The organism is Paenibacillus sp. F4 (assembly GCF_002894905.1).
GTDB lineage: Bacteria > Bacillota > Bacilli > Paenibacillales > Paenibacillaceae > Paenibacillus > Paenibacillus polymyxa_B.
The window spans coordinates 1-15,057 of sequence record NZ_POVS01000003.1; the positions used below are offsets into that span (position 1 = coordinate 1).

Here is a 15,057-nt window from a genome sequence, read left to right on the forward strand (position 1 = left end):
CGAGGGCTTATCCTAAGATAAAACGCAAATGAGTTTCGGATCCAGTTTTCAGGGTGTAAGTTTAGTGTTATATAAGCTCGAGTGGCTTATATGAGACAAGCAAACACACAGCATTTGGCGATGCTGATTCCTGAAAAAGAATTTGCACAGCAAATTCATGTTTGGTGGCGATAGCGGAGGGGTTCCACACGTACCCATCCCGAACACGACCGTTAAGCCCTCCAGCGCCGATGGTACTTGGACCGCAGGGTCCTGGGAGAGTAGGACGTCGCCAAGCAAGATAAAAGAGCACAGCCTTAACGGGCTGTGCTCTTTTTCCTATAACCGATTCATTTATCATTCACATGAAAGATCTTTCTCATGGATTCGGTCAAAAGTTGTACGGTATCCTGGTTGTCCTTTGTATAGTGGTGCTTAGTCAGCATTTTTAACTGAGGACAGTATTAACTGGGGAAGTTAATCTATTTCAACCTGTTCTGTCTGAAGGACACTCAAGGCTTGAAGTTTACGGGTAATTTCTTTTTGCCACTTGGTATCTCCGACTTGTACGGCAAGATTGAGAAGATCCAAATAATCATCAATATGCAGGGAGGTTTTACTAAAAGCTTCTTTCACTGCGGTCCTGCCTCCTTTAAAGTCTATGTGTATTTATCATTTAATAATGATAATCATTATCAAACAATGATCTTATTCATATTATGCCTGTGTTCTAGATAAATTGCAAGTTATGATATGAATGAATTTTGAAGCACGCAAATGAGGGCTTGAAAAAACAAACCCTTCTCCTTAAGTTCACGCATTGTTCACGTCTTTTCTATGGAACATAATGAAAAGAACAAGCGGGCAATGAGTGTCCACCAATTAGGAGGGCAAATTGCGCAATGCTTCAACAAGAGGAGGAAAAGGATCATGAGCAAAATAAAAATGAAAGCGTTTGCCGTTGTGGTGGCGAGCGCCTTGGCATTGACGCTGGCAGCTTGTAATAACGGACAAAGCGCAAGTCCGGGAAATTCAGGAGAACCGAGCAGAAGCACCGAAACGAAAGATGTTACGATTACCTTTCAGAACATTAATCCTGATCCGAGCACCCCTTCGTACAAAATGATTAAGCAAATTGTAGGTCAATACGAGCAGGATCATCCTCATGTCAAAATTGAATTGGATTCGCTAAATACAGATCAACAAAAGCTTAAGCTGAAGACACAGGCAGCGGCGAAGGAAGTACCTGATATCACGATTGTAAACCCGGCTGCACAGATGAAGCCATTCGTAGATGCCGGGCTGCTGGCTCCATTAAACGATGTGGCTGATAAAGAGGGGTTAAAAGATACGTTTCAGAATGGACTTCTTAATTACTATAGTTTCGACGATAAGCTCTATGCTTTTCCGGACGGTAACAATATAGAAGTGGTGTTTTACAATAAGGAACTGTTCAAGCAGGCGGGAATCCAGAAGTTGCCGACCACCTTTGACGAGCTGATTACGACGGTCAAAATGCTGAAGGCGAAGGGGATTACTCCGATTGCCATTGGGGAAAAGGATTCATGGACGGGGTCCCTCCTTTTTATGAACATTTTGTTGCGTACGAATGAAGGGCCGAATTTTCTCAATGATGTACTGGACGGCAAAAAGACGTTTAACGACCCGGCTTTTGTGGAAGCGGTGGATGCATTTCAGGAATTGGTGCAGGCAGGAGCTTTCCCGGATGGAGCTACATCTATTGACTACAATGCAGGCGGTAATATTTTTAAAACAGGAAAAGCCGCGATGTATATTATGGGTACATGGGAAACGGGGTCAATTGATGCTTCTTCGGTAGCGGGTAAGGTAGGAGCGTTTCAATTCCCTACAGTGAATGGCAAGGGTGATGTGAATGAGTATGTAATTGCGCCGGGCAGCGCATTTGCGGTATCTGCGAACAGTGAACATTTACAGGAAACGAAGGATTTTCTGCACTATTTTATTAAGGAGATGCCCAAAATTCAGTTTGATCTGAAAAATGCGATTGGCAGCGGTCAGAAAATGAAAGGTGATCTGAAGGAAGCGGGCTACTCCGAGTTAGCGATTAGTCTTAATGAGCTGTTCAAGAATGTAAAAGGGGGCGATCTCGCTTTTGATAATACGATGAATCCGGCTATTGCGCAGGCGCATCTGAGTAGCATTCAAAATCTGTTCGTGCAAAAAGAAGACTCTGCACAAGTTGCCAAGGAACATCAGAACACTTTTGAAGCGAATAAATAAGTGAGGATTTTGCAAAAATCCAATATGCGACTTCCAATGAACAATATATAGATCGAAATGGTCTAGTTCGTCTAGATATTGCGCTTTGGAGCGACTGGAATCGAATTTTGCAAATCCTGAAGTAGCAGGCACTAGGGAGGGGGCAGAATGCTTCTTCCCTGATTCGAAATCATGTAGGTTGTGCATCCTCAGAAGATGTTCAGAATCAACACAAAGGAGATTAGAGCATGAATGTACTGAAGGTGCCAGCACGTACCATTGCCGTTTTCGTGCTACCCTGCCTGTTGTTGTATACCTGTATGGTATTTGTTCCGATTCTGGTGTCGGTGTATTGCGGATTGCTGGATTGGAACGGAATTGCCGAGGCAAAGTTCGTGGGGCTGGCTAATTTTGAGCGGATTTTTACAGCAGATTCAGTGTTCTGGCCGTCCGTGAAACGGACTATGATGTTTGCTGTGTTTTCCATGTTGGAAATTCCGTTCTGTCTGCTGCTGGCGATCTTGCTTAATCGTTATGTGCGTAAGGCCAATACGCTGGTAACGATGTATTTTCTGCCTGTTATTCTGTCGGTGGTCATTATCGGGCAGCTGTGGAAGACGATCTATAATCCAGCCTCGATGGGTGGAATGCTGAACGGTATTTTGCTGGCGATTGGGCTGGAAAGCTGGACACGCTCATGGCTGACGGAACCGCAGATAGCGATGTACGCCCTCTATTTTGTATCGTTGTGGCAGTATTTTGGCTATCATTTGCTTATCCAGTTTACCGGGGTACAAAATATACCGAATGATCTGTACGAAGCAGCCAAAATTGATGGAGCTGAAGGATTCAAAGCAGACCGCTATATTACGCTGCCGCTCATTGTACCTATTTTCAAGATATCAATTGTATTAGCATTTATCGGCTCCCTGCAATCGTTTGATTTGATCTGGGTGATGACGGGTGGAGGACCAGCTCATGCAACGGATACAGTATCTACGTATATGTACAATATGTCCTTTTTATCGATGAAATACGGATATGGCAGCGCATTGGCTTCAATTCTCGTAGTGATTTGCTTGTCATTTACAATTGTGATAAATTTTGTTTCCAAACGAATCGAAAATAAGGTAAGCTAAAGGAGATGGAACTGTTGAATGCCTTGAAAAAAACGGGAGTCTTTTCCTTATTGGCAATCTTAATTGTCACGCAGCTGTATCCACTCTTTTGGCTGCTGACCTATTCGTTGAAGACGAATGAAGAGATATTGAGCTCCAGCTTCTTTGCACTCCCTCAAGTGCCTCAGTGGCACAACTATCAGGAAGCCTATGAATCAGGGAGCTACTTGCGTTATTTAGGAAACAGTGTACTGGTGACCGGGGTTACGATGATCTTCGTCATTTTATTAAGCTCAATGACTGCTTATGCGATTACACGTTTTCGTTGGCGCTTCGGGGCTGTTGTGCTGACTTTGTTTCTGATCGGGATGATGATCCCGATGCAAGCTACACTGCTGCCGCTGATGGTGATGTTTAAAAACGTCCATATTCTGAATACGTATTTCTCACTGATTTTACCCTACATTGCTTTTCAGACACCGATTGCGGTCTTCATCCTATCCGGCTTTATGCGGTCCATTCCCCACGAAATTGAAGAATCCGCTTACATTGACGGAGCAAGCATTTATCGTATTTTCCGCAGTGTAATCTTACCCATCTCGATTCCGCCTATCATGACGGTATGTATTTTAACTTTCATTAACATCTGGAATGAATACATTATGGCTGCCACCTTTATCTCGTCCGAGAAGCTCAAAACTCTCCCTTTCGGCGTATATACGTTCGTCAGCCAGTATTCTGTGAACTACGGTAATATTGGTGCTTTTCTAGTCATGGGTGCCTTACCGGTCATTATTATTTATTTTGTTCTGTCCGAAAATATCACCAAGGGCATGGTTGCGGGAGCGGTTAAAGGATAGGCGGCCGATGCGAAAGGAGCGCACGGAGGTATGCTGCGCCGTTTTCAATCCATTCAATACCGCTTGTTTGTTCTGTTCCTATTGAGCATGTCCGGCATTGTGCTGGCGGTCAGTCTATTATTTTACAACCGTACTACGGTGCAGTTCCATGATAAGGTCAGCGAACTGGCGCGTAAAAATGTATCCCAGACGGCAGGCCTATTCGAATTGCTACTCGGCAGCTATAACAGTCTCTCCAAATCGATCAGCAACAATATGGATTTGGTTCGTCTGTTGACGACGGATAGTAGTGATTTACCTGCTGTCAATTACATCAACGAACGTACGATTACGAATATTCTGGGGGCTATCTATTATTCGCGTGAGGATCTGATTGGCATCCATGTCATCACAGACACAGGCAAGGTATATAACTATGGCAATTATATGAATGTCATTGATACTCATTACGAACATACGGAATGGTATAAGGAAATTCGAAAGTCGGCGGGCAAAATTGCATGGCTGGGCGTGTATCCTCACTCTGTCATTGATCAGGTGGAAACCAGACCTGTGTTTGCGTTTGGACGGCAGCTCTATGATCTGGATGAACACAAGCCGATTGGTATTGTCCTGTTTGAGGCTGAGCCGCGTTCTGTTTTGTCCGCTCTCCACAATTTGCGGCTAGGCACCAATAGTCAGGTATATCTGTTGGGTCATGAAAATCGAATTGTGTCGGCCACTTCCTCTGATCCGCCACCGGATTTGCGAAATCTAGAGCAGCAGGTACCGGAGGAGGATGTTATTGTAAATCGAAGTAATGAAAGAGTTGTAATCGCTTCCAAGTTGCCGTTTGCCGACTGGTCTGTGATTAGTGTGACACCTAGTGAGGATCTGAACGTGGAGCTGGTGCAAAATCAAAGGTACTTATTTATCGTGGCACCTATACTTATTATTGTGTCGGCGTTAATTGCATCTATCGTCTCCAGGGGCATTTCCCTTCCGCTCAAGCGAGTCATTCGGGAAATGAAGCGGGTAGAGACAGGAAATTTCCGTCATACGGTAAACACTAAATCTTATGAAGAAATCAATCAGCTAGCTACCTCTTTTAACCATATGGTAAGACGGATTGCAGAGCTGATTGAGCTGGTACGTATATCATCAGTCAGCGAAAAAAATGCGGAGCTGCACGCGCTACAGACGCAGGTCAATCCACATTTTCTATATAATACGCTGGATATGATCTATTGGATGCTGGACGAAAAGGGACAGGATCAGCTCGGAGAGGTGGTCCTCTCCTTATCCCATATGTTCCGTTACAGCAGCCATTGGGAAGAAGGGGCCGATGTTAGCCTTCGTGAAGAAGTGGAGCAGGTTGGCCACTATCTTACCATTATCCAAGCCCGGCTGGAGGGCAGGTTATCCGTAGACATCAATATTGAAGAACGATGGATGGATATCCGCTTGCCGAAAATGACCTTACAGCCATTGATTGAAAATGCGGTGAAGCACGGACTGGAGCCTCTTCATGCGGATACAGGTGGCAAGCTGCTCGTCAGAGCGGAGGAATATGGCGGTGTATTGAGCCTGCACATCATCGACAACGGTGCAGGGATGGAGTATGAACGATGGGAGGTGATCCAGGTCGCTTTGGCAGAACCCGGCAAACAGGCGGGCAGCGGGCAGGCGGGAGGCATCGGCCTGCAAAACCTAAATTTACGGCTACGGCACATGTTTGGAGAAGAGTACGGCCTACGGATCTCTAGCGTACCTGGGGCCGGAACAACAGTCACTGTAAGTGTGCCTTTGCCACAGAAGGAGGAGAAACATGAATATTCTGATAGCTGACGATGAAAATATGATTCGGCAGGGGATTCGGCGTACCATTGGCCAAGCTCTACCAACCTGCGGCATTCATCTCGCTGCTTCCACCGAGGAGGCAGCAGGCATTCTGGCGGAGCATCCTGTAGATATTGTATTAACTGATATCCTGATGCCCGGTATGGATGGCCTGGAATTCATGCGTATTTCTAAGCGAAAGCATCCTCATCTGCAGTGGGTTGTCATTTCGGCCCATTCCGACTTCCATTATGCACAAAGAGCAGTAAAGCTGGGTGCCAAAGACTACCTGTTAAAGCCGATTGGTAAAAGAAAGCTGCTGGAATGCATTGAAATACTGGCAGCCGAAGCGCTTGTGGCCTCGCAGCAGGCGAACGAGGGTAGGCTTCTCAAATCCAATATGGTTTATTTGCGTGAAGCCGTTTTCCAACGCTATGCCCTTGGACTGGACACGGGCAAGCTGGATATACAGCCTTTTGTCGAAAATTATCCGGAATTCCATCTCTTCATGGTTCGCATGGAACCTGATCACAAGCAGACGCATCTGGAGCATTTTATGATTGAAAATGTACTGTCCGAGCTCATTGAGGCAGGAGGCAGCGGCTTTGTCGTCAGTCTAGACCGCCATAGTCTGCTGGGCATTGCAAGGCTAAGGGATGAGGCAGAGGCCGCACGGCTAGAGACGTTGCTCGAATCCCATCTGAAGCGTTATGTGAAGGTGCCCCTACAAATTACACGTTCGGGTGTTCATCACAATTTTGCCTCCATACCTGAAGAGGTGGCGCGACTAAGACGTACGCCAGAGGAGATTGCAGCCGCAGCAGCGGATACAGGAGAATGTCTCCGCAAAGGCATGCATACGGTAGATGTGGCATTGCAATACATTCGGGCTCACTTTACAGAGGAGCTGTCGCTGGAGAAGGTGGCTTCAATCGTATTTTTGAATCCGGTGTATTTCAGCCAGTTATTCAAGCAAAAGACGGGACAAGGCTACAAGGATTACGTCATTTGCTTGCGTATGGAGGAGGCGAAGCGGCTGCTCAGTGATCCTCATCTGCGGCTGGCTGATATTTCAGAGCGGATCGGTTATCAGGATATGAGGCATTTTACACAGGTATTCCGGCGGAAATGTGGAATGACTCCAACCGAGTATAGACATCAGGGAGTCAAATAAGACGGTATCAACGACCGAATGAAGGAAGTTCTTCAAGCATCAGACTGTTTCAGGAGTAGAGCGGTAGAGCATCTACTCGGGAACAGTCTTTTTCGTGTCTCCAGCTTGTAGCAGTTCAACAAATTTGCGAGCTGCATTGGATAAATAACGATCCTTGCGCCATACGACGGCAGGCTGTGTGAAGGGGAATGGCTCCTTAATGGAGAGTGTGCGAAATCTGTCCCCGTATTCTTGTCCCAAGCCAGCGTCTGGAATAATGGTAATTCCCATGCCTGTGGAAACGAGCGAGAGAATGGTCGATATTTCTGGACAGTCCAGTACGACGTGCGGAATAAGATGGTGTTCCTGAAATTTGCGGATGACGGTTTCGTATAGTCCGTGTCCTTCTGTTCGGCGTCCCAACAAGAGGTCATAGCTGGCAGCTTCCTGTAATGTAATTTCCCCACTGGGATGGCGATCTGCCCATTCACACGGAAGAACCGCAACAAAAGAAACGCCCTCCAGTTCAATCGTATGGTACGATTTATCATCTACCGGAAGCAGCAGCAGGGCCAGATCAACTTTATTTTGGTGCAGCAGTTCTTCCAGATGATGTGTGTCTCCGTGTCCTATTTTAACGTATACCTCTGGAAAATCCTGATGAAAGCGGCTGAGTTGTTCAGTAATCAGAGACATACAGGCGGATGACGTGCCTATGGAAAGTGTGCCGGTTACTTTGTTTTCAAACTCCCCAATTTCTCTACAGGTGTCCTCCATTTCAGCCAATAATCGCTTGGCGCGTGTATACAGTGTATATCCGGCCTCGGTAACCTCCCACTTCTTTCCTTCACGGTAAATCAGCTTTACGCCAAGCTCGTCCTCCATATTTTTGAGTTGTTGACTCAGCGGAGGCTGGGCCATGTTGAGCGTTCTGGCGGCCTTGGTGATTTGCCCTTCCTCCACGATGACGCAAAAGTAATGCAGATGCTTCATGTCCATTGGGATTCCTCCTTATTTCTAAACAACGCTTCAATTTGGATACTTTTAAAGTATGTATTCCATATATTATATATATTTTTCATGTGAAAGGAACAGGCGTATAATTTTTGACAGTATTGCATGGGTGAACATAAAACGATGGGGTGGAAGGAGGGGACATATGAAGAAAATCATTGTAGGAATATCGGGAGCGACAGGATCGATCTTCGGTATACGTATATTGCAACAATTACGAGCGGCTGGAGTCCAAAGCCATCTGGTGCTATCCCCGTGGGCTATTGCGAACATTCCCTATGAGACAGGCTATACGGTGAAGGAAGTGGAGGCAATGGCGGATGCAGTCTACTCGTATAAGGATCAGGCTGCGCGTATTTCCAGCGGCTCCTTCCGGGTAGACGGCATGGTCGTCGCTCCTTGCAGCATGAAGACCCTTGCCTCTATTCGTATAGGTATGGCGGACAACCTGCTTACCCGATCAGCGGATGTGATGCTGAAGGAGCGAAAGAAGCTGCTGCTCATGACCAGGGAAACACCATTAAGTAGTATCCATCTGGAAAATATGCTGGAGCTGTCACGTATGGGTGTGATGATCCTGCCGCCGATGCCTGCCTTTTATAATCATCCTGCAAGTATCGAGGAATTAGTGGATCATATTGTTTTTCGCGCATTGGATCAGTTCGGTATCGTCACAACCGCTGCCAAACGTTGGGATGGAATGAAGCAGACTGACTCCAGACTGCACCAGAATTGAGAAATCGAAAGACGAAGGAGAATGAATGATGGCTTATAAAGACTTTCGCGATTTTCTACACACCTTGGAAAAGGAGAGACAATTACTCACGATCAGCGATGAGGTAAAGCCGGAGCCGGACCTCGCAGCAGCTAACAGAGCATTAAACAATCTTGGAGATAAGACGCCTGCTCTCTTTTTCAACAACATCTATGGATATACGGATGCTCGTATTGCAATGAATGTGATGGGCTCCTGGCCCAATCATGCCCTCATGATGGGAATGCCAAAAAACACGCCGCTCAAGGAGCAGTTTTTTGAATTTGCCAGACGCTATGAACAATTTCCGGTGCCCGTGAAGCGGGAAGAAACCGCTCCTTTTCATGAAGTCGAGATTACAGAGGATATTAATTTGTTTGATATTTTGCCGTTGTTTCGTTTGAATCAGGGGGACGGAGGGTTTTATCTGGATAAAGCAATTCTAGTTTCACGCGATCTGGATGACCCGGACACCTACGGTAAGCAAAATGTCGGCTTGTACCGGATGCAGGTGAAAGGCAAGAACCGTTTGGGCATTCAGCCTGTACCACAGCATGATATTGCGATCCATATCCGTCAGGCTGAGGAGCGCGGCGAAAATCTGAAGGTGGCTATTGCCCTCGGATGTGAGCCTGTTATAACAACGGCTGCTTCTACACCGCTGCTGTACGACCAATCCGAATATGAGATGGCGGGGGCCATTCAGGGTGAGCCTTATCGTGTGGTCAAAGCGAAGGATGCAGATCTGGATCTGCCTTGGGGAGCCGAGGTCATTCTGGAAGGCGAAGTGTTAGCAGGTGAACGTGAGTATGAAGGTCCATTCGGTGAATTCACAGGTCACTATTCCGGCGGCCGCGCAATGCCAGTCATTCAGATTAATCGTGTATATCACCGCAAACAGCCTATCTTTGAGCATTTGTACATAGGGATGCCTTGGACAGAAACGGATTATATGATCGGTGTGAATACAAGTGTACCGTTGTTTCAGCAGCTTAAGGATGCTTTTCCTAATGAAATCGTAGCTGTTAATGCCATGTATACGCATGGTCTGGTCGCTATTATTTCCACGAAAACCCGGTATGGCGGTTTTGCAAAGGCTGTGGGAATGCGTGCGTTAACGACTCCGCATGGATTGGGGTATTGCAAGCTCGTGATTGTGGTGGATGAGGAGGTCGATCCGTTCAATCTGCCGCAGGTCATGTGGGCTTTATCCACCAAGCTTCATCCAAAGCATGATGCTGTCATTGTTCCTGGCTTGTCTATTTTACCGCTTGACCCTGGCTCTGATCCGGCAGGTATGACGCACAAAATGATATTGGATGCGACGACACCTGTAGCACCGGATATTAGAGGACATTACTCGCAGTCGCTCGATTCCCCGCTGGGTGTAGCGGAATGGGAGAAAAAGTTGAGCCAAATGCTTCGCTGAATATTTTTAAAAATAAAGAAAGATTAAAGGAGTGCTGACAGATGCATATTTGTCCCCGTTGTGAGTCCAATCGTTCAGAAGTTGTTTCCCATTCGCCGGTTAAAGGTGCCTGGGAGGTTTTGTTGTGCCCTGTATGCCAGTTCACATGGCGAACCTCAGAACCGGATAGCATTACTGATCCAGCAAAGTATAAATCGGGGTTCAAGGTAAACCCCCAAGATATTCCGAATGCTGCTCATGTTCCTCCTATTCCAGAGCGGATACAGGGTCGTTCGTAAGTAGCCGTAAATTATGGTACTTTGAAGTTATAGGCCAAAAGTAAAGGGGATTATACTTCATGCAGACACCAAGGATCGGTAAGGAACTGTTTACGCTGTTGGACGGTAAGGAGCTGAAGGGCAAGCAGCATGAAGCAATGATGCTGCTGACGGTCACGGAAGATCAGTGGCCGCACATAGCGATGATTAGTGTGGGCGAGGTTGTAGCGCTGGACGAGGGGAATTTGCGTCTGGCACTATGGCCGGGTACGACCACGACGGGCAACATGATCCGTACTGGCAAGGCGACGCTTGCGGTGTTTACTGGGGGGAAGGCGCATTATGTGCGGTTGTCGCTGGAACATCTGCCTGCTTTGCCCGGAGCCAAGCATGTACGTGAGCGATTTGCGGCGCATGTTTTCTCAGCCAGAGAAGATTCGGCCCAATATGCGGATATCTTGACAGGTGTCACGGTTCGTCTCAAGGAACCGGAATCGGTGATCCATCGCTGGAAGGAAACGGTGGCTGAGCTGTTAATGTAAAACCATCCGATTATGACAAATAATCTATGTAATTACCAAGTTTACCGTTAAAATAAATGCGGGGGAATAAGCGCTTACAAGGGATCGGGTTGAGCTTGTTGGAACAGGAGATTAGAGCCGCGAGGGGAAGCTTGTTTCTTTTGAAGGGAAAATAGGAGGGATGAATATGTCTCGTTTTGACAAGGTAGATCAGCTATTGAAACATTTCGTAGCAAATGGGCCGGCAGGTTGCGGTTGTGCCATTGCCCAGAATGGTCGAGTGTTGTATGAAGGGTATCATGGATATGCTGATCTGGAAGCCCGAAAACCAATCACTGAGGATACAGTGTATCGCTTGTTTTCCATGACAAAGGTTGTTGTCTGTGCGGCCGCACTTATGCTGTACGAACGTGGGCAATTTTTGTTGAATGAACCTTTGTATGAATATTTTCCCGAATATCGTAATGCGCATGTATTCAAAACCGCTCCTAACGGATACACCTACGTGGATAAGGCGGAGAAACCCATTTTAATTAAGCATATATTCAATATGAGTGTGGGTCTTCCTTACGCTTCCGAGTCTTCAGAGACAGGACGGGCAATGCAAAAGGTCCTTACAACGTTAAAGGAAAAGCAGGGGAAATATGATCTGCGCACAGAAATTAAAGCGCTTTCTGAGATCCCGCTTTCTTTTGAGCCGGGAACACGCTGGTTATACGGATATGGACATGACCTTGTTGCAGGTCTTATTGAAGTGATTTCAGGTAAACCATTAGGGCAATTCCTAAAGGATGAAATATTTGATCCGCTTGGAATGAACAATACAGGTTACCGTTATCGTGCAGATATTGAATCGCGAATGGCCTCCTTTTATCAACGGACAGACGCCGGAGAGCTAGAGAAAATAGAGGGTTTCTTAGATGAATATCATCAGCCAGATGCTATATATGAAAGTGGAGGCGCAGGTCTATATTCGACAGTTAAGGAGTACCTTACATTTTCACAAATGCTGTCGAATGGAGGTATGGTAGATGGTGTGAGGCTATTAGGGAGAAAAACCATTGATTTAATGCGCACCAATCATCTGAATACAGATCAATTATTGGATTTTACTAATTCTTATCATACAGGTTATGGTTACGGACTGGGCGTGCGCACGTTAATTGATAAAGCGGCTGGGCATGCAAACAGTTCTATTGGAGAATTTGGCTGGACGGGAGCAGCGGGCACTTGGGTTTCTATAGATCCAAGTGAACAATTCTCCGTCGTTTATATGCACCAACTGGCTCCTAATATGGAAGAATACCATCATTTAAGAGTTCGCGCAGCAGCTTATAGCTGTTTGTAAATGCGAGGTTGTGGATCTGTTGAGAAAACTCTTCACTATGGCTCTGAAGCTACACAAATTGTAATGTCTAATCTTTATCAAAAACGATCTAGTTAATAAGGACCAAATTTCCTTCGAAGCCTAAACTATTCTTTTCCATATGACGACATAAAACGTAGGTGTAAGGATTTTGCGAAATCCTTAATTTAAGTTTTGAAATGGGAGGGAATTAGATTTTGAAGAATAGATGGTCCGGTTTTCTGGCGTTGGTCATCCTGATTTCAAGTTTTACATCATATGCAGGGTTTGCATCTGCAGCAGAAGCAGTGCTTTCCAAGATTGTCCTTTCGTCTAACGAGGTAACTTTGCAACAGGGGGATACAGCTGCATTGACGGCTACGGCCGTTTTTAGCGATGGGACAACCTCGAATGTAACCGTAAGCACGGATTGGAAAAGTGACAATACAGCTATTGCTACTGTGTATAATGGTACAGTTTCGGCCAAGGCTGAAGGGGAAGCCACCGTGGTTGCGACCTATAAAGAGAAGGTGCAATCGGTTCAGGTACATGTAACGAAAAAGGTTAAGGCGCTGACATCCAGTGTACAAAGCCTGAACTTGCGTTCAAGCGGTACAGGACAGGTTGATTTGACAGCGACATACAGTGATAATACAACAGCTCAGGTTTCGGGTGATGCTACTTGGACCTCCGATAATCAAAAGGTAGCCACAGTAGTTAACGGATTGGTTACCGCACAGGGAGCAGGTACAGCCAATATTAAGGCCGTATATGGTCAACAGACCGTAACCATTGCTGTGCAGGTAGAGCAGGTTAAACGTCTCGATGTCAGTTCATCAGAGGTTTCTCTTTTGTTGAAGGATACTGAGAAGGTTAAACTATCAGCGACGTTTCCGGATGGATCGGTACAGGACGTGACAGAGTCCGCTGAGTGGAGCTCCAGCAATGCAGCTGTGGCGGATGTACTGAAAGGCACCATTACCGGCTATAGCGCGGGAAAGGCGACAATTACAGGTAAATATGGCACGATGTCTGCTACGATTTCGGTAGATGTCGATCAAACGAATAAGCTGAAAGCCAGCGAATCCAATATTTTTCTGCGTCTGGATGAATCTAAAAAAATACAAGTTTCTGCCGTTTACCCGGATGGGACGGTAACGGATATCACAGATAAAGCTACTTGGACATCAAGCGATGAAAAAATTGCGACTGTGAATAAGGGAACGATTATGGCCATTGGAGCGGGTTCGGCTACGGTGACCGCTAAGTATGGAGATAAGACCGTTTCGATCAAGACAGATGTCGAAACCTCCAGATATCTGGATTTGAGTGAGGACAAGCTGAGCCTGAATGCCAAGGAATCCAAAAAGCTCAAGCTGACCGCAACGTATGTAACAGGTACGGAAGAAGATATCACAAGTAAGGCAGAGTGGAAGTCCAGCAATGAAGATATCGCTTTTGTCAGTGCGGGAGAAGTCACGGGTTATAAAACAGGTGAGGCTACGATCACCGCTTCTTATGGTGGCAAAACAGTTACAGCTACGGTATCCGTAAATGTACCCGGTGATCTGTCTCTGTCCTCCAAAACGGCAACGATTGATATTGATGAGGACTATACTGCAACTTTGACGGCTACTTATGCGGATGGGCGTAAGGAAGATGTAACACAGGATGCAGAATGGGCTTCAAGCGCGGAAGATATTGCCTCTGTGTCCAAAGGAACGATTACGGGTAAATCTGCTGGTAAAGCGGTTATTACAGCGACCTATAATGGCAAAAAACTGACGATTAATGTACAAGTAGGCCTTGTAGACCGTCTGGAAACAGACTCGCGTGTAATTGCGCTTGGTGCTCAGGAAACGAAGCAGCTGAAAGTAACAGGAGTTAAGAGTGGCGGTACAAAAACAGATGTAACCAAGGACGCCACCTGGACAACTAGCAATGTAAAAGTGGTTGAAGTTAGCGAAGGTTTGATCAAAGCGAATGGTAGCGGCAAGGCAACTGTGACTGCTTCATATGGCAAGCAAAACATTACGTTTACGGTAGAAGTGGACGTAGCGCAAAAGATTGAAGCGGATGCAATCGCGCTATCGCTCAAATCTGGAGATCAAAAAACCATTGCGATTGTGGTTAAATCAAGTGATGGTAAAGAAAAGGACGTTACGACCCAAGCTGAATGGAAAACGTCTAATTATAAGGTAGCCACTGTTAAAAAGGGTCAGGTTACCGCGGTCAGCTACGGTAAAGCTAACATTCAAGCGAAGTTTGGCGGGAAGGTAATCAGCGTACCCGTGGATGTTGATACGCTTAAATACCTGCAAACAGACGAAGTTGCTTTGAATTTGAAGGCAGGACAGCTGGCTAAGGTTACGGCTACAGCCACGTATAAGGATGAGTCGGAGAAGGATGTTTCCAAACCGGCTGTCTGGTCCTCGTCCAGAATTGTTGTTGCGACCGTCAAAGACGGTAACATTAAGGCACAGGGCAAGGGCAAAGCTGTAATTACTGTGAAATATGCAGGTAAAATGACGAAGGTACAGGTAACCGTTCAGTAAAACAAAAGAGCAA

13 protein-coding genes and 1 rRNA gene are annotated in these 15,057 nt (G+C 46.2%); 12 read left to right on the plus strand and 2 right to left on the minus strand.

The window, feature by feature from the left end:
- The first annotated feature begins 160 nt into the window (after positions 1-160).
- Positions 161-277, plus strand: a 5S ribosomal RNA gene (gene rrf / locus C1T21_RS00035).
- A gap of 179 nt (positions 278-456) precedes the next feature.
- Here the strand turns inward: rrf and C1T21_RS27130 are convergent.
- Complete coding sequence (locus tag C1T21_RS27130; RefSeq protein WP_180984517.1) at positions 457-615, minus strand: hypothetical protein; 159 nt, start codon at positions 613-615, stop codon at positions 457-459.
- A gap of 294 nt (positions 616-909) precedes the next feature.
- Between C1T21_RS27130 and C1T21_RS00040 the strand changes: the two genes are divergently transcribed.
- From C1T21_RS00040 to C1T21_RS00060, 5 genes are all read left to right on the plus strand, one after another.
- On the plus strand, positions 910-2,241 hold the full coding sequence (locus C1T21_RS00040) for an extracellular solute-binding protein (RefSeq protein ID WP_103046699.1): 1,332 nt from the start codon (positions 910-912) through the stop codon (positions 2,239-2,241).
- 227 nt (positions 2,242-2,468) lie between these two features.
- Complete coding sequence (locus C1T21_RS00045) at positions 2,469-3,359, plus strand: carbohydrate ABC transporter permease (protein ID WP_103046700.1); 891 nt, start codon at positions 2,469-2,471, stop codon at positions 3,357-3,359.
- A 5-nt stretch (positions 3,360-3,364) separates the two neighbouring features.
- Positions 3,365-4,198: a carbohydrate ABC transporter permease gene (locus C1T21_RS00050; RefSeq protein WP_013308419.1), complete on the plus strand. Its 834-nt coding sequence runs from the start codon at positions 3,365-3,367 to the stop codon at positions 4,196-4,198.
- 30 nt (positions 4,199-4,228) lie between these two features.
- The gene (locus C1T21_RS00055) at positions 4,229-6,025 is read left to right on the plus strand and encodes a sensor histidine kinase (protein ID WP_103046701.1); all 1,797 of its coding nucleotides are present in this window, start codon (positions 4,229-4,231) and stop codon (positions 6,023-6,025) included.
- Positions 6,006-7,190, plus strand: coding sequence for a response regulator (locus C1T21_RS00060; RefSeq protein WP_025723834.1), 1,185 nt, complete (start codon positions 6,006-6,008; stop codon positions 7,188-7,190). The genes C1T21_RS00055 and C1T21_RS00060 overlap by 20 nt, the downstream gene beginning before the upstream one ends.
- Positions 7,191-7,262: 72 nt before the next feature.
- Here the strand turns inward: C1T21_RS00060 and C1T21_RS00065 are convergent, their stop codons facing one another.
- Entirely contained in the window at positions 7,263-8,168 is a 906-nt protein-coding gene (locus C1T21_RS00065) for a LysR family transcriptional regulator (protein WP_053324464.1), read from the minus strand.
- Positions 8,169-8,328: 160 nt separating this feature from the next.
- Here C1T21_RS00065 and C1T21_RS00070 point away from each other — a divergent pair, with 160 nt between their 5' ends.
- From C1T21_RS00070 to C1T21_RS00095, 6 genes are all read left to right on the plus strand, one after another.
- Complete coding sequence (locus C1T21_RS00070) at positions 8,329-8,919, plus strand: flavin prenyltransferase UbiX (protein WP_103046702.1); 591 nt, start codon at positions 8,329-8,331, stop codon at positions 8,917-8,919.
- Positions 8,920-8,947: 28 nt separating this feature from the next.
- Positions 8,948-10,366 carry a non-oxidative hydroxyarylic acid decarboxylases subunit C gene (locus C1T21_RS00075; RefSeq protein WP_103046703.1) on the plus strand — a complete coding sequence of 473 codons (1,419 nt, stop codon included), beginning with the start codon at positions 8,948-8,950 and terminating at the stop codon, positions 10,364-10,366.
- 41 nt (positions 10,367-10,407) lie between these two features.
- Positions 10,408-10,644: a non-oxidative hydroxyarylic acid decarboxylases subunit D gene (locus tag C1T21_RS00080; RefSeq protein ID WP_103046704.1), complete on the plus strand. Its 237-nt coding sequence runs from the start codon at positions 10,408-10,410 to the stop codon at positions 10,642-10,644.
- A 59-nt stretch (positions 10,645-10,703) separates the two neighbouring features.
- Positions 10,704-11,165, plus strand: a complete 462-nt coding sequence (locus C1T21_RS00085) for a pyridoxamine 5'-phosphate oxidase family protein (RefSeq protein WP_103046705.1) — start codon at positions 10,704-10,706, stop codon at positions 11,163-11,165.
- 166 nt (positions 11,166-11,331) lie between these two features.
- Positions 11,332-12,492, plus strand: coding sequence for a serine hydrolase domain-containing protein (locus C1T21_RS00090; protein WP_103046706.1), 1,161 nt, complete (start codon positions 11,332-11,334; stop codon positions 12,490-12,492).
- Positions 12,493-12,707: 215 nt separating this feature from the next.
- On the plus strand, positions 12,708-15,044 hold the full coding sequence (locus tag C1T21_RS00095; RefSeq protein WP_103046707.1) for an Ig-like domain-containing protein: 2,337 nt from the start codon (positions 12,708-12,710) through the stop codon (positions 15,042-15,044).
- Positions 15,045-15,057 lie beyond the last annotated feature (13 nt).